This window comes from Sulfurimonas limnophila (genome assembly GCF_059705345.1).
The window spans coordinates 747,268-770,723 of record NZ_AP046127.1; the positions used below are offsets into that span (position 1 = coordinate 747,268).

General features: G+C 32.9%; 25 protein-coding genes and 1 tRNA gene. 18 read left to right on the forward strand and 8 right to left on the reverse strand.

Translation table 11 applies throughout. The features are described 5' to 3' along the window. Nucleotides 1-6 precede the first annotated feature (6 nt). From trmB to thrC, 6 genes are all read left to right on the forward strand, one after another. Nucleotides 7-1,179 (forward strand): tRNA (guanosine(46)-N7)-methyltransferase TrmB, encoded by a 1,173-nt coding sequence (gene trmB / locus AC6H33_RS04005; protein ID WP_497605667.1) that lies wholly within the window; start codon nt 7-9, stop codon nt 1,177-1,179. Continuing rightward, nucleotides 1,172-1,843 carry a cell division ATP-binding protein FtsE gene (locus tag AC6H33_RS04010; RefSeq protein ID WP_497605668.1) on the forward strand — a complete coding sequence of 224 codons (672 nt, stop codon included), beginning with the start codon at nt 1,172-1,174 and terminating at the stop codon, nt 1,841-1,843. Before trmB ends, AC6H33_RS04010 begins: the two co-directional genes overlap by 8 nt. Further along, nucleotides 1,830-2,642, forward strand: coding sequence for a cell division protein FtsX (locus AC6H33_RS04015; RefSeq protein WP_497605669.1), 813 nt, complete (start codon nt 1,830-1,832; stop codon nt 2,640-2,642). The genes AC6H33_RS04010 and AC6H33_RS04015 overlap by 14 nt, the downstream gene beginning before the upstream one ends. Next, nucleotides 2,639-3,868 carry a murein hydrolase activator EnvC family protein gene (locus AC6H33_RS04020; RefSeq protein ID WP_497605670.1) on the forward strand — a complete coding sequence of 410 codons (1,230 nt, stop codon included), beginning with the start codon at nt 2,639-2,641 and terminating at the stop codon, nt 3,866-3,868. The genes AC6H33_RS04015 and AC6H33_RS04020 overlap by 4 nt, the downstream gene beginning before the upstream one ends. A gap of 100 nt (nt 3,869-3,968) precedes the next feature. Continuing rightward, on the forward strand, nt 3,969-4,373 hold the full coding sequence (locus tag AC6H33_RS04025) for a hypothetical protein (RefSeq protein WP_497605671.1): 405 nt from the start codon (nt 3,969-3,971) through the stop codon (nt 4,371-4,373). 55 nt (nt 4,374-4,428) lie between these two features. After that, nucleotides 4,429-5,901, forward strand: coding sequence for a threonine synthase (gene thrC, locus AC6H33_RS04030; protein WP_497605672.1), 1,473 nt, complete (start codon nt 4,429-4,431; stop codon nt 5,899-5,901). 16 nt (nt 5,902-5,917) lie between these two features. Here the strand turns inward: thrC and AC6H33_RS04035 are convergent, their stop codons facing one another. Then, nucleotides 5,918-6,682, reverse strand: a complete 765-nt coding sequence (locus AC6H33_RS04035; protein ID WP_497605673.1) for a pyrroline-5-carboxylate reductase — start codon at nt 6,680-6,682, stop codon at nt 5,918-5,920. Between the two features lie 77 nt (nt 6,683-6,759). Here AC6H33_RS04035 and AC6H33_RS04040 point away from each other — a divergent pair, with 77 nt between their 5' ends. The 4 genes from AC6H33_RS04040 (at nt 6,760) to AC6H33_RS04055 (ending at nt 9,991) form a co-directional block, all read left to right on the forward strand. Next, complete coding sequence (locus AC6H33_RS04040) at nt 6,760-7,992, forward strand: glutamate-5-semialdehyde dehydrogenase (RefSeq protein WP_497605674.1); 1,233 nt, start codon at nt 6,760-6,762, stop codon at nt 7,990-7,992. Nucleotides 7,993-8,092: 100 nt separating this feature from the next. Continuing rightward, nucleotides 8,093-8,434, forward strand: a complete 342-nt coding sequence (locus tag AC6H33_RS04045; protein WP_497605675.1) for a hypothetical protein — start codon at nt 8,093-8,095, stop codon at nt 8,432-8,434. A 9-nt stretch (nt 8,435-8,443) separates the two neighbouring features. Continuing rightward, nucleotides 8,444-9,679 carry a hypothetical protein gene (locus AC6H33_RS04050; RefSeq protein ID WP_497605676.1) on the forward strand — a complete coding sequence of 412 codons (1,236 nt, stop codon included), beginning with the start codon at nt 8,444-8,446 and terminating at the stop codon, nt 9,677-9,679. Between the two features lie 9 nt (nt 9,680-9,688). Continuing rightward, complete coding sequence (locus AC6H33_RS04055; RefSeq protein WP_497605677.1) at nt 9,689-9,991, forward strand: metal-sulfur cluster assembly factor; 303 nt, start codon at nt 9,689-9,691, stop codon at nt 9,989-9,991. Here the strand turns inward: AC6H33_RS04055 and AC6H33_RS04060 are convergent. Further along, entirely contained in the window at nt 9,988-11,064 is a 1,077-nt protein-coding gene (locus AC6H33_RS04060) for a response regulator (RefSeq protein ID WP_497605678.1), read from the reverse strand. The genes AC6H33_RS04055 and AC6H33_RS04060 overlap by 4 nt on opposite strands. A 103-nt stretch (nt 11,065-11,167) precedes the next feature. Between AC6H33_RS04060 and rsmH the strand changes: the two genes are divergently transcribed. From rsmH to AC6H33_RS04090, 6 genes are all read left to right on the forward strand, one after another. Then, nucleotides 11,168-12,091: a 16S rRNA (cytosine(1402)-N(4))-methyltransferase RsmH gene (rsmH, locus tag AC6H33_RS04065; protein ID WP_497605679.1), complete on the forward strand. Its 924-nt coding sequence runs from the start codon at nt 11,168-11,170 to the stop codon at nt 12,089-12,091. Nucleotide 12,092: 1 nt separating this feature from the next. Continuing rightward, nucleotides 12,093-12,371, forward strand: a complete 279-nt coding sequence (locus AC6H33_RS04070) for a hypothetical protein (RefSeq protein WP_497605680.1) — start codon at nt 12,093-12,095, stop codon at nt 12,369-12,371. A 9-nt stretch (nt 12,372-12,380) separates the two neighbouring features. Next, nucleotides 12,381-15,515: an efflux RND transporter permease subunit gene (locus AC6H33_RS04075; RefSeq protein WP_497605681.1), complete on the forward strand. Its 3,135-nt coding sequence runs from the start codon at nt 12,381-12,383 to the stop codon at nt 15,513-15,515. A gap of 44 nt (nt 15,516-15,559) precedes the next feature. Continuing rightward, nucleotides 15,560-15,636, forward strand: a tRNA-Ile gene (locus AC6H33_RS04080). Between the two features lie 193 nt (nt 15,637-15,829). Then, complete coding sequence (locus AC6H33_RS04085) at nt 15,830-16,093, forward strand: type II toxin-antitoxin system HigB family toxin (protein ID WP_497605682.1); 264 nt, start codon at nt 15,830-15,832, stop codon at nt 16,091-16,093. 1 nt (nt 16,094) lies between these two features. Next, entirely contained in the window at nt 16,095-16,475 is a 381-nt protein-coding gene (locus AC6H33_RS04090; protein WP_497605683.1) for a helix-turn-helix domain-containing protein, read from the forward strand. 24 nt (nt 16,476-16,499) lie between these two features. On the opposite strand, the gene AC6H33_RS04095 is transcribed toward AC6H33_RS04090, so the two are convergent. Then, nucleotides 16,500-17,228, reverse strand: coding sequence for a hypothetical protein (locus AC6H33_RS04095; protein ID WP_497605684.1), 729 nt, complete (start codon nt 17,226-17,228; stop codon nt 16,500-16,502). A 154-nt stretch (nt 17,229-17,382) separates the two neighbouring features. On the opposite strand from AC6H33_RS04095, the gene AC6H33_RS04100 reads away from it, so the two are divergent. Next, complete coding sequence (locus AC6H33_RS04100; protein ID WP_497605685.1) at nt 17,383-17,532, forward strand: hypothetical protein; 150 nt, start codon at nt 17,383-17,385, stop codon at nt 17,530-17,532. A 36-nt stretch (nt 17,533-17,568) separates the two neighbouring features. Here AC6H33_RS04100 and istB read toward each other — a convergent pair whose 3' ends face one another. From istB to AC6H33_RS04120, 4 genes are all read right to left on the reverse strand, one after another. Next, nucleotides 17,569-18,375: an IS21-like element helper ATPase IstB gene (gene istB, locus AC6H33_RS04105; RefSeq protein WP_497604552.1), complete on the reverse strand. Its 807-nt coding sequence runs from the start codon at nt 18,373-18,375 to the stop codon at nt 17,569-17,571. After that, nucleotides 18,366-19,472 (reverse strand): IS21 family transposase, encoded by a 1,107-nt coding sequence (gene istA, locus AC6H33_RS04110; RefSeq protein ID WP_497604551.1) that lies wholly within the window; start codon nt 19,470-19,472, stop codon nt 18,366-18,368. The genes istB and istA overlap by 10 nt, the downstream gene beginning before the upstream one ends. A 332-nt stretch (nt 19,473-19,804) precedes the next feature. Next, nucleotides 19,805-20,464, reverse strand: a complete 660-nt coding sequence (locus tag AC6H33_RS04115) for a metallophosphoesterase (RefSeq protein ID WP_497605686.1) — start codon at nt 20,462-20,464, stop codon at nt 19,805-19,807. A gap of 1 nt (nt 20,465) precedes the next feature. Continuing rightward, nucleotides 20,466-21,314 carry a metallophosphoesterase gene (locus AC6H33_RS04120; protein ID WP_497605687.1) on the reverse strand — a complete coding sequence of 283 codons (849 nt, stop codon included), beginning with the start codon at nt 21,312-21,314 and terminating at the stop codon, nt 20,466-20,468. A gap of 167 nt (nt 21,315-21,481) precedes the next feature. Here AC6H33_RS04120 and AC6H33_RS04125 point away from each other — a divergent pair, with 167 nt between their 5' ends. Then, nucleotides 21,482-22,279 carry a hypothetical protein gene (locus tag AC6H33_RS04125; protein WP_497605688.1) on the forward strand — a complete coding sequence of 266 codons (798 nt, stop codon included), beginning with the start codon at nt 21,482-21,484 and terminating at the stop codon, nt 22,277-22,279. Between the two features lie 205 nt (nt 22,280-22,484). Here the strand turns inward: AC6H33_RS04125 and AC6H33_RS04130 are convergent, their stop codons facing one another. Continuing rightward, the gene (locus tag AC6H33_RS04130; RefSeq protein ID WP_497605689.1) at nt 22,485-23,450 is read right to left on the reverse strand and encodes a helix-turn-helix transcriptional regulator; all 966 of its coding nucleotides are present in this window, start codon (nt 23,448-23,450) and stop codon (nt 22,485-22,487) included. Nucleotides 23,451-23,456 lie beyond the last annotated feature (6 nt).

The following is a 23,456-nucleotide window of genomic DNA, read 5'->3' on the forward strand; positions in this document are numbered from 1 at the left end:
GAATTAATGCCACATTTACACATTGCAGAGTTTAAAGAAGTTGAGATGCCTTCAGACAAAGATGGCGTCTCTTTTAATTTTATAGCAAAAAACGCATCATATCAAGAAGAAAAATTAATTTCTGTAAGCGTAGATGAAGATGAGTTCTTTCTATTGGTAATAGATGAAGATAATAAAAAGCTTTTAAAGAGTGACAAACTTACAAGACCACCATCTATCTTTAATGTTCACAAAGCTCTGCTTTCATACGCTAGTGCTTCTGAAATGAATGTTATCTCATCCAATGTACCACAACATCAAAAAAACATCCATCTAAGAGAAGTTAAATCACTTAAGGATATAAGCTACTTTGCAACAAATTTTCCAACAAATGAGAAAATTTGTATAGAAGTAGGTTTTGGTTCTGGTCGCCACCTCCTTCATCAGGCACAAAATAATCCAGATACTCTATATATAGGCATTGAGATACATACTCCTTCTATTGAGCAAGTATTAAAGCAAATTACAATTAAAAATATTGAAAATATATTGATTTTAAATTATGATGCAAGACTTTTCATGGAGTTAGTTCCATCAAATATAATAGAAAAAATATATGTGCACTTTCCAGTACCATGGGATAAAAAACCTCATAGAAGAGTTATATCAACACCGTTTATAGAAGAAGCTAGCCGTATTTTAAATATTAGCGGAACGTTAGAGCTTAGAACTGACAGCGAGAACTATTATGCTTACTCATATGAGACATTTATCGCATTTCCTAAAACTACGCTTCATATAAATAAAAATAGAGATATTGCAATAACTAGCAAGTATGAAGATAGATGGAAGAAGATGCAAAAAAATTTCTATGATGTGACTATGATAAATAGTGAGCTCTCACCTGAACTCTCTCTTGAGGGCAATTTTGAATTTTCACATGTGAATTTAAACGCGCAAGAAGTTATCAATCTTTATAAGAAAACTCAAAAATTTGAGAGTGGTTTTATAAATTTTGAGCGAAGTTATACTTTGGATGATGGAGCAATGTTACGCCTGTCTATGGGGAGTTTTGATAAGCCAGAGCATCTCTATGTGATAGTAAAAGACACTAAAGCTTACTACTACCCAAAGACGCCGCTTAGATCTAAGAGCAATCTAGTCGCACATAAATTTTTAAATGAGGTGCTTTGTGGATAAAGTGATAATAGCCAAAGATCTTTCATTGGCATATTCAAACAATGAAACTATTATAAATAAGGCAAATTTTTCTATAAACTCTGCTGATTTTGTCTTTATTACAGGTGCAAGCGGAAGTGGAAAATCTACACTTCTTAAGTCTCTGTTTGGTGGATTAAAGCTAAAACAAGGGTCGCTTGTGGTTGGTGGTGTTGAGCTTGGTAATATTTCGCGCTCAAGACTAAATTTTTTAAGAAGACATATAGGGATAGTTTTTCAAGACTATAAACTTGTAAAAGAGTGGAATATCGATAAAAATATAATGCTACCTCTCTTAATCAATGGATACGTAAAGAGCGTTGCTCAAAATCAAGTTGATAAGCTTTTAAAACATGTAAGGTTGAATCATCAAACAGGAAAATATCCACTAGAACTTAGCGGTGGTGAACAGCAAAGAGTTGCGATGGCAAGAGCTCTTGCGCATAATCCTATACTGATTTTAGCAGATGAACCAACAGGCAATCTTGATGAGTACTCATCTGGGCTTATTTGGAATCTTCTAGAGGGGGCTAATGAGCAGTTGAAAACGACTGTAATAGTTGTAACACACAATATACCAAAAACCCTAAATGTTAATTATAAACATTTTCATATTGAGTATGGGAGTATTCATGAAGTCTGTTAGAAATCATCTCTCTTTGGTAATTGCTCTTTTGAGTATACTTTTTTCAATGCAGGTCTTCTTCATCGTTGAACGTGCTATTGACGCTTATAAAATAAATCTTTCACAAAACTATTCAGTTATTGCTGTAAGTAAAAAAGAGGTTAGTGTCGATGAGTTTAAAAAGATAAATAGCATTATCTCAAATTCACAAGAGATATCGCCAGACTCTGTTATAAAGCGATTGAGTAGTGATATGAAAAGCACAAATATAGAGCTTTTGAAACTTACTCTTCCGAAATTTTATAAGTTATCTTTAGGCTATTATCCATCCCCGCAAGAAGTTAAAAAGCTAAGAGATAATCTTCTTGAAAATAGCTCTATAACAAAAGTAGAAGATTTTTCGCATAATCACGATACCGTTTACAAGCTTCTTTTACTTTTTAAAAATGTTGTCTCTCTTTTTTCTATCGTTGTTTTGGTTGTAACGGTACTTCTAATATTTAAAGAGCTAAGAATTTGGCAATATAAACATAATGAAAGAATGAGCATAATGGGGCTTTTTGGTGCTGCATTATGGTTGCGTTCAGCTGTTCTTTTTAGACTCTCAATTGTAGATGCATTAATTGCTAGTTTTTTATCAATCGGAGTTTTTGCTTATCTCTCATCTTATCCTTGGATAATAGAGCAATTTAGAAGTATTGGTATAGATGTTGTTATTTTTAACCCTATTGATGATTCTTTGATTATAGTAGGTGTTGCAATATCAATATCAATTATTTTGGCATCATTGATTGTTGTAGGTCATAAAGAAGAGGCATGATTAGATTATTTATACTATTTTCTTTTATCTGCTTATTTGCAGAAGCAAAAACAAATGTTGATACAAAAATAGAAAAAACAAGTTCTGAAATAGGCTCTTATGCAAAAACACAAGAAGCAATAAGTAGGAAAATGGATGAGACTGCAGAGGCTATTTTACGCCATGAAAGAGATATAAAAACTCAGCAAGAGAGTCTTAAGCGGTTAAAAGATGAACTTGTAGAAAAAGAGAGTAGTTACGATACTAATGTAAAAGAGATAAAAGAGTTAAAAACATCACAAGATGGGCTGAAGCAAAATGGTAATGCGCTTGAAGAAGAGTTAGTTTTTACAATTGCACAAAGTGTAACCCTTTCGATTGTTTTAGAAGAGGAGTTTAGCGCCTCTCAAGATTCATTGATAGAGTATGAAGTTTTAGAGAGTATGCTTCATAGCGCTAAAATAAAAATAAAAGAGCTAAATGAGAAATTTTATGAAAACTCTAAAAATATAGATATATTAAATCATCATGTAAGTTCTCTTGAAGTTGCAATTGCATCAATTGATTCAAAGAGAAGAGAGGTTAAAAAAACTCAAGATGCAAATATTGAATCGCTTAAAAAGCAAAAAATTGCTAGGGATTCATATAAAAAAGAGTTAAAAGAGATTTTAAATAAGCAAGATTCACTTAAAAAGACACTTGCACAACTAAACATTATAAAAATAGATGAGTTAAAAAAGGTACAAGAAGATAGTGAAAGAGAAGAAGCTTTTGCTGAAAACGCAACAACTCCAACCAGCAGTAGTGATTTGCCAAAAGTAAAAACAGTTGGAAGCAGTTATCAAGCTGCAAAAACTAAACTTTATGTTGGAGAAAAAACGATTCCTCCATTTGAGCCATATAAAATTACAAAAAAATATGGAAATTATACGGACCCTATTTATGGCATTAAAGTTTTTAATGAGTCTATATCGCTAAAACCAGCGCAAAATAATGAAAAAGTAAAAACTGTTTTCAATGGAAAAGTCATATACGCAGACAAAACACCTGTTTTAAATAATATAGTAATTGTTGAACATGATAATGGTATCCACACTATTTACGCAAACCTTTCACAAATAGCACCAGATATTGAAAAAGGAAAAAAGGTTAAAAAAGGCTACACGATAGGTAGAGTAAGTGATGAGCTAATTTTTGAAGTTACGCAAAAGTCATTTCATATAAATCCTATTAGTTTGTTTCAATAATTTTTGATACTTTATCTTAAGTTTATTTAATTGTTTTTTGTTGCTATTTTAATATAATAAGTGCTATTATTAATAATTAAAGTCCTATAAGGAGTTGTAAATGGATTCAAATAGAGATTTGGATAATCACAGAAACAATGCTATGTATTATAATCAGCTCTTGCGTGAGGATAGAACAAGAGAGAATTCTCATATAAAATCAACTAGATCTGAGCCTGAATCTTTTGCTAACAAAAAAGTAGATTTTAGCGATTATCTTCCTGTCATAGAAGGGTATGAAGGGATTTTTTACACATTGTACTTCATTTCAATTCCATATATAAGTGGTGCTATATTTTTATTTTTCTTTGTAGCTGGTGGAAGATTTGAGTATTTTATGCTACTTGATTTCAACTCATTTTTGATTGTTTGGATGATTGGTTATGAGATAGTTGCTTCTTTGCTGTTGATAACTATTTTTATATCATTTTTTAAACATGATAACAAGCATAGAAGGATACATTGATTTTGATTCTTTGTTAATTTTGATATAATTTCAAAAAAAATTTAGGCAGAAAAATATGAACTTTATTCAAACACGCGGATATGACGCATCAAAACCAAAAAATGTTACATTCTCAGAAGCTATTTTAAACCCAATCGCCTCTTTTGGAGGTCTTTATGTGCCTGAGAGTTTACCTTCTTTAGGAGAGGCATTTTTAATTAAGCATATAAACTCTTCATACAAAGAGCTGGCTTCTGATATGCTCAGCCGTTTTGAGATAGATATTGATAAAAGCGTTATAGATGAAGCACTAAACCTTTATGATAAATTTGACAATCCAAAAAATCCTGTTCCAGTCGTAAAAGTAAAAGAGAATCTTTATGTAAGTGAGCTATATCACGGTCCAACTCGTGCATTTAAGGATATGGCTCTACAGCCTTTTGGAATTGTGCTCTCTTCAATAGCGCAAAAAAGAGATGAGCATTATCTAATACTAGCTGCAACAAGTGGCGATACTGGTCCAGCTGCGCTAGAGACTTTTAAAAACAGAGCAAATGTCCAAGTTGCATGCCTCTATCCAGATGGCGGAACAAGTGATGTTCAAAGACTTCAAATGGTTACCGAAGATGCTAAAAATCTAAAAGTTATTGGAATAAATGGCGTTTTTGATGATGCACAAAATGCACTAAAGAGACTTCTTGCTTCAGATGATTTCAAAGCTGCCTTAAAGAAAAAAAATATCCTTCTCTCTGCTGCAAACTCTGTTAATTTTGGGCGTATAATTTTTCAAATAATCTATCATATTCACAGTTATTTAGAGCTTGTTCGTCAAGGTGCTATTATAATAGGCGAGAAGGTTTATCTAAATGTTCCAAGTGGAAACTTTGGAAACGCTCTTGGCGCTTACTATGCTTGGAAAATGGGTCTAAATGTTTCTAAAATCATAATATCTTCAAATGAGAACAATGTCCTCACAAAGCTTATTAAAACTGGAAAATATGACCTACGAGACTCTTGTGTTGTGAGTACTACTTCTCCAGCCATGGATATACTAAAGTCTTCAAATGTTGAGAGAATATTATTTGACATGTTTGGACATGAGAGAACAAAAGAGCTTATGCAAGAACTAGAGTCTAAGAATTTTTATGAGTTAAGTGCAGACGAACTTGCAAAACTTCAAGAGAGTTTTGACGCTGATTTTTGTAATGGAGAAGAGGGTAAGAGATATATCAAAGATATTTTTTATAATCATGATTATCTTATGGATCCACATACTGCTACATGTATGAAATCTTATGAGACATGTTCAGACCCTAAGATAAAAACTATTGCTTACTCAACTGCTGAGTGGACAAAATTTTCTCCAGTGATAGCAAACGCACTTACAGGAGAGATAGACGCAGAGGATATTTTAGCTTTAGAGTCTATATCTAAAGAGGCAAATTTAGAGATTCCAGCTATGGTAAAAGAATTATTTACAAAGCCAATTGCACAAAGCACAATTATAGAAAAAGAGGAGATAGAAAAAGAGATTTTAAAGTTTTTATAAACTTTACTCTCTTTAGCTATTTAGATAATTCAACTGCTTTTTTATAAGCACTCTCTATAGCATCTATACAAGACGCTCTTACATTTCCATTTTCTAGCGCACCATAACCAGCAGCTGTCGTACCTCCAGGGCTCATAACAGCATCTTTTAGTAGTGCAGGGTGGATATTTTGTATAAGTGTTCCAAAACCTTCAAACAGACCACGCATCGTTTGCATAGCATCATCTCTTCTCATTCCCTGCTTTACTGCTCCATCTGTTAATGCTTCAGCAATAAGTGTAAGATAAGCAGGACCGCTTCCAGCAAGTGCCGTAGCGATATCAAGCTCTTTCTCGCTTCCTAGCCAAAGAGTAGTTCCTATTGCTCCAAGAAGTTCTTTTGCTTCTTCTTTAAACTCTTCATCACCAGTGAGAGTTGTCATTGATTTGCCAACACCTGCAGCTAGATTTGGCATAGCGCGGACTAGAGCATGTGGATGTAGATTTTGTCTTAGTTTTTGAAGTGAAGTTCCAGCTAAAACGGAGTAAATAACTCTAGCTTTTCCACTGATTCTAGTAGCGACCTCTTCAACATTTGCAGGTTTTACACAAAAAATTACAGTTTTATCTTCAACACTAAAATTATCCATAAGAGCTTTTTCTATATCAATTCCAAGTTCTTTTTCAAATTTTTCAATTTTCTCTAAACTTCTGCCAACTACTTCAATTTTGTAGCTATTTTTCAGTCCTTGCGCAATGCTAAGCGCCATGTTTCCGTTTCCAATAAAAGTTATAGTTTTCATAAAAGTGCCTTAATTTTTTTATGGTAGTATAACATCATCACAAAAATTATCAAAGCATGATATATAAAGGCAAATAGATGGAGATATTTTTACAAGAAGCAAAATCTGCGAGCAGGGTTTTATCGCTCTTAAGCGGTGCACAAAAAAATAGAGTATTAAAAGAGATGGCAAATGCTCTAAGAGCAAATACTATGGATCTCATAGAAGCAAATGATCTTGATATGGCTGATGGGAAGAAGAATAATCTCTCTTCGTCTTTGATGGACAGACTTCTTTTAGATGAAGCGCGCATAGATGCAATGGCTGTAGCAATTGAGGAGATAGCAGCGCTAAAAGAGCCTGTGGGACGTGTTCTTGATGGTTGGGTAACTGAAGCTGGGCTTAAAATCGAAAAAGTATCTATTCCTATTGGTGTGATTGGAATTATCTATGAATCTCGTCCAAATGTTACAAGCGACACAGCTGCACTCTGCTTTAAAAGCTCAAATGTATGTGTGCTTAAGGGCGGAAAAGAGGCTCAAAACTCAAATGAAGCAATAGCAAAAGTTCTTCAAGCAACACTAGAGAGAAATTCTTTGCCAAAATCTCTAATCTCTCTAGTTCCAGACTCCTCAAGAGAGGGTGTTGCTAAACTAATTAAGATGGATAAATATGTAGATTTGATCATTCCTCGTGGTGGAGAAGGGCTTATAAAATATGTATGTGATAATGCAACCGTAAGCGTGGTAAAGCACGATAAAGGGCAGTGTCATACTTATATAGACAAAGAAGCGATACTTGAGGATGCTATAAAAATTGCTATAAATGCAAAAGTTCAAAGACCTGGGGTTTGTAATGCTATGGAGACACTTTTAGTTGATAGCGCTATTGCAAAAAATGCCCTTCCTCTTATAAAAATAGAGTTTGATAAAGCAAACACAAAACTAAAAGGTTGTTTGAAAACACAAAAAATTATAGATGTTGAAAATGCAACAGATGAAGATTATGATACTGAGTATTTAGCAAATATATTAAACATAAAAGTAGTCGATGGAGTAGAAGAGGCGATAGAGCATATTGTTAGATTTGGCTCAGGTCACTCAGAAGCTATTGTGACTCAAAATGTAACAACAGCTGAAAAGTTTTTAAATTCTATTGATGCTGCTGCGGTCTATCTTAATGCATCAACGCGCTTTACCGATGGAGGTTCTTTTGGGTTTGGAGCAGAGGTTGGAATAAGTACAAATAAGCTTCATGCAAGGGGTCCAATGGGAATAGAGGGACTAACTACATATAAGTATAAAATTTATGGAAGTGGACAAACAAGATAGAAACTAGATGGAATTAGAGATATTTTGTTGATACAAATCAACGCTTTAATTTAAAAGATAAATTACAATTATAAATATTAAAAATAGAGGAGTGTTATAAATGTCTTTAATTCCAGAAAATGCCATAAAGATTGAAGTTACTGGCGCAAATGTTGATTTCTTCAAGCTAGAAGAGGATGGTCAAAGTACTTATTTTTTTGATACATCAAAGTGTGGACCGCCAGATCCAATGGTAAATGCGGTAAGTGGTTTGAAGCTTATCAAGGGAACAAAAGATAAATTGGTTATGATTAACCACAAAACACCAGGTGGTCTATTCGCAAAACTTGGGGATGATATATCTCATACGCTAGAAGAGACTGATAATGGTTTAGTAAAAGTAACTTTTACAAGTAATGAATCTTCATCAACATACACTAATTTGCAAAATATTACTCACTAAATAGATTATATGTTTTCTATCTCACAAGATTTCGCACCTCCATTTAAGCTTATCTCTCCTTTTTTTATATTGGGGAGCTTGTTTTATCTGGTTAGTATTATTTATATTTTTTTTATCTCTGCTGAGAATCTTTTTATATTAGATACGAAAATAATAGGTTTTGTACATCTTTTTTTACTTGGATTTATTATGATGACTATCTTTGGAGCAATGGCACAACTTGTGCCTGTTGTTTTAGAGGTTGGTCACTTTGGGGTTGAACTATTTTACGCAATATGGCCACTGCTAGGTATTGGTACCATTATGATGGTATTTGGCTTTGTAGGTTATCCGATGCTACTTCCATTTGGAGGAGTTGTTGTACTTATCTCTATGATGATATTTGTCATGGAGATATTTTTAACTATTAAAAAGATTAAAAAATTTAATCTTGTTATGAAAAGTATACTAGTATCAAATACATTTCTTTTCTTTGGTGTTATTTTTGGTCTTGTAATGTCCCTTGGTTACAGCGGACTTATAACTATTGATATTAACATGTTGCTTAGGGGGCATCTGTTTTTAGTCATTATCGGTTATATCGTTATTACTGTAATGGGGCTCTCTTTAGTGCTTCTTCCTATGTTTGGACTCTCACATGGATTTTCACAAAAACCTTTAGAGAGAGCTATGTTGATGGTTAGCGTAGCTGTTCTTTTAGTTGTTGCTTCATCTTTTTATCCATTGGCAATTTTGGAGTACAGCGGCTATTTATTGGCTATATTAGGGCTGTCTATATACTTTTATTTTATAAACAGTATCTATAAAACAAGAGCTAGAAAAGAGATAGATATATATGCAAAATCTCTTATGTTTTCATATTTTTCACTTATAGCCTCTTTGATTTTAGCTATTGTATATTTTTTCATTGGAACAGAAGAGATTCTTCTATGTTCTGGCTGGATGATGTTTTTTGGTTTTTTTGCTTTTGCTGTAACAGGGCATGTGTATAAAATAATCCCATTTTTAGTATGGTTTGAGAGATTTTCTCCTCTTGTTGGAAAACAGAGAGTTCCGATGCTGGCTGATATGGTTCCAAAACAGAGCTCATCAGCACAACTTCTTTTTAGCGCAGTAGGTGTTGTTATTATAGCGATAGCTATTTTACTTCAAGATGAAAAACTTATAAAAGCTGGTGCCTCTTTCTTGCTGATAGGTGTGTTGGCTTTTGTAAGAAATGTTTTTCATATGATAAATTATAAATAAGGATTTAAAATGTATTCAAAAGAGGAGCTATTTTTAGCTATTTCAACAGTAATTGACCCAGAAGTTGGCTTTAATCTTGTGGAGATGGGGCTTATATATGATGCTTCATGTGACGTGGATGGAAACGCATATGTAAAAATGACGCTCTCAACAAAAGCGTGTCCTATGCATCAGTTAATTCAGCAATGGGTAAAAGAGGCTGTTTTAAAGATGGCAAATATAAAGGGTGTGGAGATAGATTTAGTTTGGGAGCCAGAGTGGAATATAACTATGGCAGACGAACATGTTAAGCAAGCATTAAACAGAGGTTAGTTCTGGCTTGTGTATTCATTGATTGCTTCACATACTTGGTGAAGTGATCTTTTATATTTTTTTAGATTGTTTATATATTCCAAATCTGTAGGGTTTGAAAGACTGTTTTTTAAATCAACTGCAATCTTATGTAGTTCGTCCGCTCCTATATTTGCCGCAACACCAGACATATCTAACAATATTTTATTTGCATTTAGGCTGTCTGAATTTCCTATAAGTTCTTGAATTATTTGTGAAGAATTTGAGTACTTTAGAGTAAAATCGTTCAAAATCTCAAGATAAAACTCTTTATCTCCACCACATATCTCTAGACCTACTTTTGTATCAAACTCTTTTAATTCTTCATTGTGATTATCTAAAGAATTGTTTTTTGATTCGTTTCCAGTTGTGTAAATATATAAAATATCATAAAGAGAGTCCATCTTCAGTGGCTTTTCTATATGAGCTTCCATTCCAACATTTAGCATATTTCTTATATCATCAGCTGCGGTATCTCCACTTAGAGCAATGATTGGTATATGGTTATATTTTGGATTTTTTCTAATAAGTCTTGTTGCTTGAAAACCATCTAAAATAGGCATGTGAGCATCCATAAAAATCATAGAAAAATCGGTGTTATTTTGTAGTATGTTTAATGCTTCTTGTCCATCATTTGCTACTGTTATATCAATTCCAGACGTTGATAAGAGACCAATAATAACTTTTTGATTTATTATATTGTCTTCTGCAATTAAAATTTTTACACCTAAAAATATAGAAAAATCATCTTTAGCTATTTTTTCATGTTTTATGAGTTCTCTTTTTTTTCTAGTTAATGTTGGTTTAATATCTACTTTTTCTTCTTCTTCAGGTTCTTTATGGGTTATATTTTCTTCTTTTTTTGTTTCTTCTTCTTCTTTTATAGATTTAATTTTTTCAGGTGGAGTATCTTTTTTTTCTAACTTTTGTTTATCAGAATTTTTATAAGCTTCTTTCTTCGGAGTAGTTTTAAAAATTATATAAATTAAAAATAGGCTCAAAAATGCAATTACACTAACGATTTCAATATAATTTTCATTCAAAAAACTTTGCATAAAATTAGCCTTTTTTTCTTTATGATACTGTAATAAAAATTAAACTTTACAAAGTTAATGTATAATCATAATAAGAATAATTAAAAAAATATACAGGCTGTAAATGCAAATAATTCCACATGTTCCAGTTCTTTACAGAGAAGTTTTAGAACTCTTTCAAAATATAAAAAGCGGAATAGTGATTGACTGTACTATGGGCTATGGCGGACACTCTTCTATGATTCTTGATGCAAATCCAGATATAAAACTAATAGCAATAGACCAAGATCAGAGTGCAATAGATTTTTCAACAAAACGACTTGAAGCATATAAAGATAGAGTTGTTATAAAAAAAGGGCGTTTTTCTACTGTAATTAAAGAAATTTTAAAAGAGCATGATGTAGCTGATATTAGAGGAATTTTGGCAGATATTGGGGTTTCATCTCTTCAACTCGATAAAAAAGAGAGAGGATTTTCATTTTTTAGTGAAAACCTTGATATGAGAATGGATGAAAATGCGCCACTTAGTGCAAGTGTCGTTATAAATGAGTACTCATTACTTGAGCTTGAGAGGGTGCTTTTAGAGTATGGAGAACTTAGAAATTATAAAAAAATAGCATCATTTATAGTAAATAATCGTCCGTTTTATTCGGCAAAAGAGCTCTCAGAAGCAATTAAACATCTTATGCCAAGTGGAAAAAAAATACACCCCGCAACGCTTCTTATGCAGGCAGTTCGTATAGAAGTAAATAATGAACTTGGTGAGTTAGAATCACTATTGGATACTATACAAGAGAGTGGATTTTCAGATACAAAAGTAGCAATTATCTCATTTCACTCACTTGAAGATAGAATTGTAAAAAATGTATTTAACAAGTGGAGGGCTAATTGTATATGCCCAGCAGAAGCCATTAGATGCACATGCTCAAACGATAACTCTTTGGGAAAAATTTTAACAAAAAAGCCTATAATTGCGCAGTTGGATGAACTAAAAGAGAATCCAAGAAGTAGAAGTGCAAAGATGAGAGTATTTGAGATGGATAGATAATATGAGTGAAAAAACAGAACTTTTAGAAGAGATAGATGCTGTTCTTAACCCAAAAAAAGCGTTGGATTTAAACTATTTTTTTTATGTTTTACTGACTGTTTTTTTTATAGTTGCTATGCTTTTTCCTAAAATATATATTCAACAGCAAATCTATTTTACAAGTAGAGATATCGCGAAACTAAAAGGTGAATATGACACTCTAAAAGAGGAAAACAGGCTTATTCGTGCCTCAGTAGAGTCTATTAGATTTAAAAATCAAATCCTTGATACACTTTTTTAAAGAAATATTATGATTAGACGTTTTTTAGAATTTGCAATTGATAAACCTCTCTTAAATCACATTCTTTTAACATTTATATTTGTCCTCTCTATCTTTGCATATATAAATATTCCAAAAGAGATATTTCCTCCTATGAATATGGATAAAGTAACTATATCTGGTGGTTATGTTGGAACGTCCGCAGATATTTTAGACAAGATGGTTGTAAAAACTATCGAAGATGACCTGCAAAATATAGCAGAACTAGATACTGTTAAAACAACTATCAAAAATGGTTCATTTGTAATTATCGCAGATATAAAACCAAATTCTGACAATGCAAATGTTTTAAATGATGTTAAAGATATTGTAGGAAGTGTAAAAAAAGATCTCCCAGCTGATATGGCGGAACCAATTGCCAAAATTCAACTGCATAATTTTCCACTAGCTCTCGTTGCTCTTGTTGGAGATAAACCAAAAGAGGAACTACTACAAAGAGCAGAAGAGCTTAAGAGTGAACTTAGCAAGTTTAAAGAGCTCAGTGAAGTTACCATTAGAGGTGATGCAGATGAAGAGCTTGTTGTAAATATTGATGAGCAAAAACTATTAGCCTATGGGCTTAAACCAGCTTTAGCGGTAGATGCTATTAAAAATATAAGCTCTGTTTTTCCAATTGGTACTATTAAAGACAGGGGTTCTCATCTATACATTTCTACATACAATGGAGAGAAGAGTAAAGAGGCTGTTGAGCAGACCATAATTAGTGTTGGTGGCGTAAAAGTCCGTATAGCAGATATAGCAGAAGTTGCTTTTAAACTTAGCGATGAGTCCGAGCTCTCTCACTATAATGGAGTGAGAAACATCTCTATAAATATTGCAAAGTCAGAAGATGGAAATGCGATAGAGCTTGTTAAACGGGTACGTACTCTTTTAAAAGAGCAAGAGCTATTGCATCCAGATTTAGAGTATAAGATATATGCTGACACCTCTGTGTGGATTAAAAATCGTCTAAACACTGTTTTTGCAAATATAGTTTTTGGTCTTATGTTCGTTTTTTTAGCAATGCTGCTTTTTGTAAATCGTGGTATCGCAATAGTTGTGGCAATTGGAATACCTGTTAGCTTTATGATTGGGCTTATTGCGTCTGAATTAATGGGCGATAGTCTAAATATGCTCTCTCTTCTTGGTGCACTTATAGCCCTTGGAATGTTAGTTGATGAGGCTATAGTTGTAGCTGAAAATATATACAGACATTTAGAAGAGGGTATGCCAAGAAGAGAAGCAGCGATTGTTGGTGCACAAGAGATGTTTCCTGCGGTTTTAACAGCTACTCTGACTACTGTATTTGCATTTTTACCTATGCTTTTACTTAGTGGCGAGATGGGAATGTTCATAAAAATCATACCTATTATGATAACTGTACTTTTATTATCATCTCTTTTTGAAGCATTTTACTTTTTACCTTTACATGCACATGACTTTTTAAAAGTTTCAAAAGAAGATAGTTTTGCAAAAAAGATTTGGACTAAATTGTCATCGTGGCATAATGCTGTTTTACACTTTTTCTTTAGAAGAAAAGTGCTATCTTTGACTTTAATTGTAGTAACAATTTTATCATTAACTGCTCTTATGATTAAAAATTCAAAATTTCAACTATTTCCAGATTTTGATACAACACAGGTTTATGTTTATGGCAAAGTAAATGTAAATAATGAGCTCGAAGATACAGAAACTATTGTAACTGAGTTAGAAAAAGAGCTACTTAAAAATATAAAAGGCGATGATATATCTTCCATAACATCTATAATTGGTTTTAAGCTTGATGCAAAAAATATGGTTGAGACTGGTGAGCATCTTTTTCATATCTTTATAGATTTAAGTGAACGTGCCCCAGATAACGCTTTTGATAGATATATAAGCCCATATTTATCTGTAGAGTATGATAAGGATGTTTTAAAGAGACAAAGAGACGCTGTTGACATTGCAAAAGATGTACAAAAAGTTGTAGATCCTTTTATGGATTTACAAAGTAGTGGAAAAAAAGTTTTTGAAGAGCTCGTTGTTAAAGTTCCAGGAGCTGGTGTTGTTGCATCTGATATTGAAATTAGTATTATTGCAAATGATGAAGAAAAAATTATTGAGGGTGTAAAAGAGTTAGAAAATGCGTTAACATCAATAGATGGCGTAAATAATGTTTCAAATGATGCAACGCTAGGTGAGAAAGAGTTAAAGCTACGCGTAAACGAGTATGGACAACAGCTAGGTTTTAACGAGGAGCTTATCTCAAGAGAGCTTCGCTCTTACTATCTAAAGGGCGAATATGGAAAGATGTTTAATGATAATGGACTTGTTAGAATTAAAATAGAGAGCATAGTTAATCAAAAAATTGATTCTATAAATAGCATTGAAGTTCAAATACCGTCTTCAGACAAATTTGTTTTACTTAAAGACGTAACTGATTTTGTTATGGCACAAGGATTTGTAGCTCTTCAAAAAGAGAATGGTACAAGAATAAGAACTGTTGTTGCTTCGCTAGATAAAAAAATTGCTACATCTTCTGAAGCTATGAAAAAATTAGAACCTACGTTTAAGAGGTTAAAAGAGAGTGGGTTTAGAGTTGATATAAAGGGTGAAGAAAAAGAGAACGAAAAAAACAAAAGAGAGATGCTTCAATCTGCACTTATTGCAATATTTCTAATTTTTATCACACTTGTTTGGTTATTTGACTCGATAAAAAAATCTTTAATTGTTATAAGTACAATACCGCTTGTATTGCTTGGCGTGTTTTTTGGGCATATGGTTATGGGAATTAACCTAACAATGCCAGGAATGATAGGAGTTGTTGGCCTTGCGGGGGTTGTTGTAAATGATGGCTTAATAGTTGTTAGTTTTATAAAAAATGCAACAAATACAGAAGAGTTAATGAAACAGGCTCAAACAAGATTAAGACCGATTTTCTTAACATCTCTCACAACTGTTCTAGGACTCTCAACACTTATATTTTTTGCTTCAGGGCAAGCTATGATACTTCAGCCAATGGCAATTTCTCTAGGATTTGGTATAGCATGGGCAACAGCCTTAAATCTTGTATACGTACCACTTCTGTACGCAGTTGTTTTTAAGATTAAAGATATTAAGTCATCAGAAAAATCTAAGCTAGGCTAAAGTATAATTCCGACCTACAAAGCAAAAGCTTTTATAGAAACAGTGGGTTCTTAGCTCAGTTGGTTAGAGCCCTCCGCTCATAACGGAGTGGTCGAGTGTTCGAGTCACTCAGAACCCACCACTGCAAAACTCCCTCAATAACGACTCTCCAAAGACTTTCAAAAAGAAAAATCAAACAAACAAAAAAACCTTACCCCGCTTTTTACCCCACTTTTGATAATTTCGCGTACATTTTAATTATTATATTAAAGTTCCTTTAAAGGGAATTTTAATACAATAACAACATGAATATAATCAGTAAAAGAACTATAGTAATGTTTTATGAGAAACATTCTGATGCTAAGACTGCATTAGAGGTTTGGTATTCGGACGCAAAAAAGTCTACATGGAACACACCTGATGATATTAAAAAGATATACGCAAGCGCATCTTTTTTAAAAGACAACCGTGTAGTTTTTAATATTAAAGGTAATGATTTTAGGCTGGTAGTGCATATTGATTATCCTCGTAAAATTGTTAGAATTAAGTTCATAGGAACTCATAGTCAGTATGACAGAATAAATGCAGAGGAGATATAAAATGTTATTAAAACCTATAAGAAATGAACAAGAATATGATATGGCTTTACAAGAAGTTGATAGGTTGATGGAACTAAATCCGCCACTTAAAAGTAAAGAGAGTGATGAGCTTGAAGTTTTAGTTTTATTGATTGAAAAATATGAAGAAGAAAATTGGGCTATATCTGAACCCGATCCTATCGAAGCTATAAAAATAAGAATGCAACAAATGAACCTAAAACAAAAAGATTTAGTGCCGTATATCGGAAATAGAAGCAAAGTTTCTGAACTTCTAAACAGAAAAATTTCACTATCACTCTCAATGATTACAAAACTTTCAAGCGGTTTACATCTGCCGCTTGAGGCATTAATTCAGCCCCCTAAAAGAGCTTTAGGAAAGTAAACAACTATTCCGAAGCGCTTTAAATTATTCAATTTCTGTTATAGAATAAGGAGCTATATTATTATAACAGTGATAAAAATAATAATGGTCTAGTCCTTGAACAGAAACAGGGCTTTTGGTTTCAAGATTATTTGCTATATTTTCAAGCTCTTTATCTGTATAATCTTTTTCTTCATCAATTTCAATGCTTACAATCTTGCCGTTTTTTAAAAATGGTGATAAATCCACACCTTCTAAAAAATCTATCATGTCGTTTTGTAACAAATAGGAAAAATAAAACCACATACCTGCCTCATCGTCAAGAAAATCAATCAAATCAATAAACAAATGAAAACTATCTATCTCATTTTGATTAAACTCATTTCGCTGCTTGATGGCGAATGAAATAGCAGCTGCATGAAATGGTCTTTTGGAAATCTCAAATTGATTAAGATTTGTTTTTAAGTAGTATAAATATTGAAAATAATAACGAAGAATATAATCATGCAAACTATTAATACGTCTCATTTTACCGTGAATATAACTAAAATAAGAATCACGATAATGAGATAAAAGCCCCTGTGAAAATTTTAACTTTTCAAATTTTTGAATTTTGCCAGCCGCCAAAAACTCTTGTAGGTCTTCTTTTGTGAAATATTTTTCAAGTAATTTAATAATTGGCCTGTTTTCATTGTCCCAATTATAATAGGTTGCAAGCGTTGTTGAAAATATTTTTATTGCAATCTCTTTATATTCTTTTCCTTTTTTTTTCATCTAAAAAATTCCTTTATATTACAATATTTATAATTATATACAATTTATATTAAATTACTTCCAAATATTAATAAATTTAAGAATATTTTAATATTTATAATTGTATAGTTATTAATACAAATAAATTCTAATTATTAGAACTAAAGGATTAAAAATGGAAGCAAAAAAAGAATATGAATACAGAGGTATCAAATACAAGGATCGCAAAATCTCAAATACAGAGCTTGAACAAAAAGGCGTATGGCTTGATGAAATTGAAATTATACCTGTCAACGGCGGAGTTAAATTCGGCAGATTTTCGTAAAAAATATTACGAATAGTAACCTTAAGCAACGACGGTTTAATCTCCTCCTTTTACTGATTTTTCCTCTTTAAACTTATATAAGTCTGAATTGACTACTCCTTCATCTTTTTTCTCTTTTAAACGATACGAATCCCCAAGTATATTTATGACGTGTGAATGGTGTAGTAATCTATCCAGTATAGCAGTAGTCACCACTTTGTCATTCGCAAATATACCGCTCCATTGACTAAACACCAAATTTGACGTAACGATGGTTGCTCCTCTTTCGTATCGTTTGGAGATTACTTGAAAGAAATGGTGAGCGTCCTCTTTACTCATTGGGAAATAACCTATTTCGTCAATTACAAGGAGTGATGGTGCCATAATAGCTTGACGAATAAAAGAGTCGTAGCGTTTCTCTTTTTTGGCATTACTCATTTGCATAATCAAATCAGAAATGGTAATAAACCGAGCTTTAATCCGTTTTTGCACTGCCCCGTAGGCAAGAGCAATAGCTAAGTGGGTTTTACCCACACCTGATTGCCCAAGAAGGATAATATTCTCGTTTCGTTTTACAAACTCCAGTGTAGCAAGTTCTTCAACTTGTCTTCGATTAACCCCTACGGTAAAGTTAAAATCAAACTGTTCAAGTGTTTTTATAGTGGGAAACCCCGCCATTTTTGTAAGGGTAATTCGAGAGCGTTTAGCTCTATTGTCAGATTCAAATTTGAGCATCTCATACAAATATTCACTGTATTTCCAGTTCTCTTTTGCAGCACGATTACTAAGCTCATGGTGCATCTCGCCAAACGTATTTAATTGTAGCTCCCGACAAAGCGTTTCAATCTTGGTGATTAGTTCCATAGAGCTCCCCCTATAGCGTATGCAGGCACCACAAGATAGGCAACGGCGGGTATAAACTCATCATAGCGTTGTAAGTCGCGGTTGGGAATATGGATGGTAATTCTATTGGATGTTTGGCTATTTTTTGATACACTTTGAGCTGTAGCTTTTGTTGGGTGGACACCGCAATAAGGCTTAGGTAGAGGATGCAACTGCGATTGCTCCTCTGCCAACAAGTCAAATGGTTTATATAAGGTTGTTTGATGTACTCTGGAGTTAGCTGTAAAATCCAACCAATCCATAACTGCTGCATTGGCGTTCTCCAAGCTCATTTTATACCCCATCATTGAGAGTCTTACTTTAAAAATATTGTGAAAACTGTATCTGAAATAGTGGTTAAATCTTTCTACTTTTCCCTTTGTTTGCGCACGATATGGCTTGCAGACTTTAAGTTCCATCCCACAGTGTTTTTGGGCAAAGTCTCGAAACTGTTCATTGAATTTATGCTTACCAAATCCATAAGCGTTACGCTTAGTGATAACCGTCTTCATATTGTCATAGAGACCCTCATGGGGCACTCCGCCAAAGTAGCTAAATGCGTTCATATGGCACTTAATAAGCGTCTCTACTTTTTCATCACTCACATATTCAACATACGATGTTCTGGAGTATCCCATGGTAGCTACAAACGCAGATAAGCCATCTTTTGGAAACTCTACCCAATCCACTTGCATCTGCTGGGCTTTTTTTGTTTCAAATCTCACAAGAGGCTCTTCATCTTTGACCTTTTGACGAAGCTCATGTCGTGATATGATATCCTTCATCCAACGAAGGCTTCCTCTGTAGCCTATCTTTTGAATCTCATCATAGATTGCAGTGTTTGGTATTGCAACACCAAGCTTGTGTGCCTCTTCCAACATTCTGGCAATGTTTGGAAGATAGGGATCTACTGTAGTCTCTACCGCCTCTCTTTTTATAACGGGAATGTAGCCTTCTGGCAGCTTTGCGTATTTGGCAACAGTATCTCTGTTGATACCTAATTTTCGTGCAACAGCACTTTTACTAAGCCCATCTTTGAGCATTTTATGAATCATTTTTACTTCACCTTTTTTAAGCACTTATCCCCTTTCAACTTTTTGAAAAGAGACTTTAACAAAATTAATTTGTTTCTTTAAGCTTTTGGTTGTAAAAACTACTTTTTAGCAGCTTTTCATACTGCCCATTTTAACTCCGCCGTTGACATCTTGCGGTGAGCACTGGCAAAATCATTATTGGTTTTTTCTTCAATTGAAGTGCTAATTTTTTTTTTTCAGTATAGCAGCTCTAACAATTTTTCTCGCACCTTCGCTTTTGACAGTGTTTTGAAGTTCAAACTCTTCTTCTGGCGTGATAGTTATTTGCATTTAAAAACCTTTTATATTTTTTGAGCTCACGGCTCTTGTTTTCACACTTAAAAAACCTTTTTCACAGCCAAACTAGGATAATGTATCGCACTTAAATAACCTAGATCCTTGCTAGTAACATAACACGCTCCCGTATCAACCATCGCATAAGTGTCTGTAATTACAGGTTCTTTCAAAGCAGTATGTCCAAAAATATTAAAGATATTGTTTTGGACTTCTTTCTCTTTGTTGAAATGCTCTCTATTGAATCCGTGACGCCAAAGTATGTCATAGCCATCGTAGGTGCAAAATCTATGATTTTTTCCAAGCCAATCATTGTGTATGTATGAATGAGAGACAACCAGAGGCATATGTCCTTTAAGCTCAAAATATTTAAAAATAGGCAGATTTGCCAAGAACTCTAAGTGATGATCTGGTATCAACCCATCTTTGTATGAGCTAAGAGTTGCGTCTCCGCCATTAAGCTTCCATTGATAACAATCATTAGGATTTTTGCGAGCCTGTATTAACATCAATTCGTGATTACCTAATACACAATGGTAGCCCTTTTCAATTACCAATTCCAGCACCTTAGAACTTTGTGAGCCTCTATCAATTAAATCACCGACAAAACATACTTTAGCATCTTTGGGCAGTTTGTCTAACAGTCGTACTAATTTTTCATACTCGCCGTGAACATCTCCGCAAACCCAAATCTCATCTTTCATATTAAACCTCGATACTCTTAATCAAAATATCATCTCCATACATACTCTCTGATGGATAACCAAAAGGATTACAAATGCACTTAACGCCATTATGTTCATATTCAAGTCTATCGTGAGTATGTCCAAATACCCAGTACTTCATAGTTCCATCTTGCATAAATTTATGTCCGTTAAATGTAAAAAACATATTACTTTGATGTCCCCTGTAAGATTGGGCTATATGCTCATTCATAAATGACGGATTGACATGTGTAATCATCACATCGCATTTTTTATGAACTGCTTCTATTTTTGGTAATTCTATATTGTAAAGATCATTATAGTTTTCTACTCCAAACATCATCTCAGCATCGTACATGCAGTTTTTCCACATCTCATTATTTGCTTTATGATTATCTGCTAGCGGAAAGTAAGCTTTTAAATAAGCATTACTGTATGAACTAGCACAACCACCAAACCTTACACCATCTATTTCAATCACATTGCCATCCAGGCAATATAAGCCATTTTCTGAGTTGATTAGCTCTATCATCTCTTTGGCACGGTTGAAAGAGTTTTTATCATAATCATATTGAGCTGACTTATTGTTAAGATAATAATCGTGATTACCTAGAACACAAATAATATACTTATAATATAGCTTTTTAAAAAGCTTTAAAAATTGTATATTTTGCTCATTGTCGTGCCCGATATCACCAGCAATAACAAGAACATCTCCAGCGGCTCTGGTTCTATTATTAAAAATTATTGGATCATACATTGATTTCAAAACTTCTGTAGCTTTTTTATTTCCCATTTGCATAGGAAAGTAGTTGTCAAAATGTAAATCACTTAATATATCAATAGTCACTTTATAACTCCTTGCTTCATAATACTAAATGTGAAATAATCTCATTAGAAAATAAATATATTAAAATATATGTTATTATATCATAGTAATACTCAAAATAGCTTATATATTATGAATTTATATCAGCATAATGATATTTACTAGGATAAAAATGATATAATCTCATTATGTATAAAACAATTTCTAAACTAATAGGCAATACTGAGCGGACAATTTTTGCTTGGAAGAAAGAGCAGCGTCCTATAATTTCTCTACTTGAAAAGTATTTTAAAAAAGAAGATTTAAAAGAATTTCTAGAAAATGGAAAAATAGAACGATTAGATGATCAATCTTTTATTGATAACTTTTATAATGAACAAGCTTTTCAATTTATTTCACTTATTTACAGTATGCATTATCATTCAAAATCTGATATTTTTCCGTTATTTGTGAGATTATTGTCAGATGATATTAAAAATATAGAAGATGTTGAATTATATTGGGTAGAGCTACATAAAAAAGAGCTAATATCTTCTAAAACATTAATTGAATCAATAAAAAACTCTCCTATATCTAATCAATTATTTATGTATATAAAGTTAAATATCAAAAATGATTGGGGACCATTATATAGATATCTTCTCGCAGAGGAAGATGATATTATGTGGTTAATAGACTATATTAGATTGATGGTACTGGTTAATAATAAGGACTTATTTTATGACATCTTTGCATCGCACAATGGATTAAGAAAAATTCCAAATATCCCAAATCCAAATATGGAAAGTAAAGAGGATGAAGTAATTAGCAGTAAATACTATTCAAGTATCATCAAGGCTCTTATAGATAAAATTAACAATAACACATGGGATGATGATTTGTATATTGAGTGTAAAAGCAAACCTTTTTCACACAAAAATGCTGATTTTGAGCAGTGGTGTCAACACATGGAAGTAATTTCACTATTGAGCTACGCTATAGTGTAAAATATTTTACTTTAAATCGTTATTGCAGAACCATGTGTAGCCATAATTAGTCTGCTCAAATTCGCCAACACTTTTTTAAAATCATTTCACTAAATTATATAAAAGTGGAAACATTGGAGTGAAATTTACAAGCTACCATCTCTTCCTTTTTTTCTCTTTCAAACGATATGAATATCCAAGTATATTTAAAATTATAGATAAAGCTTTAATCAGTGATGTATTCTCTTAACTCTCCCTCTATCTTCTCTTTCAAAGATGACGGTTCTATCACTTTTACATGTGGTAGCCATCTTTTTAGAAGCTCTTCTATCTCAAGTTCTTGCGTTACTTTGTATGAGACTATCAAGTTGCCGTTCTCTTTTGTCTCTAAGATATTTTGAGAAGCTAGATGGTTTTTGGCTTTAAAGAAGAAAGCTTTAGCGGCTTTTACTTCAAGCTTTATCTCTATGAGATGTTTTTTATAGTCTCGTCTATATAACGCAAATGGGGTCTGCATAAACTTTATAAAATCCTCTAAATCATAGTTTTTTTGGTATGTTTTTGGGGTATCAGTTATGTTTTTTATCTTAGAGATTCTAAACATAGAAAATTGGTACTCTTCATGATCTACCTCACAAGCAAGATAGAAGTTTTCATTTATAAAGACAATCTTGTAAGGTTTTACTTCGATTTGCTCTACTTTGTCTTTTGCTATATAGTCCAGCACGATGCATTTTTGATACTTGATGCAGCTGCCGAGTTTTTTAAATATGACCATGTCATCTTTTTTAGATTCAAAAGGTTTGTTTTTAAACTCATAATAGCTACTTATCTCTTTTATCTTTGATGCTAAGATTTTTTTGTCATTTGGCTCTATGTTGAAAGTATCAAAGAGTTGACTTCTTTGCGCAATAGCAAAAGTTTGAACCAGTAGTGTTATAGCATCGGGATTTAAAAAGTTTTCAAACAGTCCCTTTGTGAGAGCCTTATAACATCCCCTCTCTCCTTTAGCTCCACGGATAAGTTCAAACCCCTCAGGAAAGTACTCTTTTATGGTATCAAGGTCTCTGCGTATAGTTTTTTCGCTTTTGCCATACCACATAGTATCGTTTTGAAGCACATCTATACATACTTTTTCGCCGTTATTGAATCTTTTTAAAAGCTCTAAAACTCTTGCTGTTTGATTGGTCATATTTTT

Coding starts and splice junctions, on each gene's coding strand:
- AC6H33_RS04090 (WP_497605683.1), top strand. CDS start 16,095: ATGTTATTAAAACCTATAAGAAATGAACAAGAATATGATATGGCTTTA.
- istB (WP_497604552.1), bottom strand. CDS start 18,375: ATGGAACTAATCACCAAGATTGAAACGCTTTGTCGGGAGCTACAATTA.
- AC6H33_RS04125 (WP_497605688.1), top strand. CDS start 21,482: ATGTATAAAACAATTTCTAAACTAATAGGCAATACTGAGCGGACAATT.
- AC6H33_RS04020 (WP_497605670.1), top strand. CDS start 2,639: ATGATTAGATTATTTATACTATTTTCTTTTATCTGCTTATTTGCAGAA.
- AC6H33_RS04055 (WP_497605677.1), top strand. CDS start 9,689: ATGTATTCAAAAGAGGAGCTATTTTTAGCTATTTCAACAGTAATTGAC.
- AC6H33_RS04040 (WP_497605674.1), top strand. CDS start 6,760: ATGGAGATATTTTTACAAGAAGCAAAATCTGCGAGCAGGGTTTTATCG.
- AC6H33_RS04060 (WP_497605678.1), bottom strand. CDS start 11,064: ATGCAAAGTTTTTTGAATGAAAATTATATTGAAATCGTTAGTGTAATT.
- AC6H33_RS04075 (WP_497605681.1), top strand. CDS start 12,381: ATGATTAGACGTTTTTTAGAATTTGCAATTGATAAACCTCTCTTAAAT.
- AC6H33_RS04015 (WP_497605669.1), top strand. CDS start 1,830: ATGAAGTCTGTTAGAAATCATCTCTCTTTGGTAATTGCTCTTTTGAGT.
- AC6H33_RS04085 (WP_497605682.1), top strand. CDS start 15,830: ATGTTTTATGAGAAACATTCTGATGCTAAGACTGCATTAGAGGTTTGG.
- trmB (WP_497605667.1), top strand. CDS start 7: ATGCCACATTTACACATTGCAGAGTTTAAAGAAGTTGAGATGCCTTCA.
- thrC (WP_497605672.1), top strand. CDS start 4,429: ATGAACTTTATTCAAACACGCGGATATGACGCATCAAAACCAAAAAAT.
- rsmH (WP_497605679.1), top strand. CDS start 11,168: ATGCAAATAATTCCACATGTTCCAGTTCTTTACAGAGAAGTTTTAGAA.
- AC6H33_RS04130 (WP_497605689.1), bottom strand. CDS start 23,450: ATGACCAATCAAACAGCAAGAGTTTTAGAGCTTTTAAAAAGATTCAAT.
- AC6H33_RS04050 (WP_497605676.1), top strand. CDS start 8,444: ATGTTTTCTATCTCACAAGATTTCGCACCTCCATTTAAGCTTATCTCT.
- AC6H33_RS04100 (WP_497605685.1), top strand. CDS start 17,383: ATGGAAGCAAAAAAAGAATATGAATACAGAGGTATCAAATACAAGGAT.
- AC6H33_RS04025 (WP_497605671.1), top strand. CDS start 3,969: ATGGATTCAAATAGAGATTTGGATAATCACAGAAACAATGCTATGTAT.
- AC6H33_RS04095 (WP_497605684.1), bottom strand. CDS start 17,228: ATGAAAAAAAAAGGAAAAGAATATAAAGAGATTGCAATAAAAATATTT.
- AC6H33_RS04115 (WP_497605686.1), bottom strand. CDS start 20,464: ATGAAAGATGAGATTTGGGTTTGCGGAGATGTTCACGGCGAGTATGAA.
- AC6H33_RS04070 (WP_497605680.1), top strand. CDS start 12,093: ATGAGTGAAAAAACAGAACTTTTAGAAGAGATAGATGCTGTTCTTAAC.
- AC6H33_RS04035 (WP_497605673.1), bottom strand. CDS start 6,682: ATGAAAACTATAACTTTTATTGGAAACGGAAACATGGCGCTTAGCATT.
- AC6H33_RS04045 (WP_497605675.1), top strand. CDS start 8,093: ATGTCTTTAATTCCAGAAAATGCCATAAAGATTGAAGTTACTGGCGCA.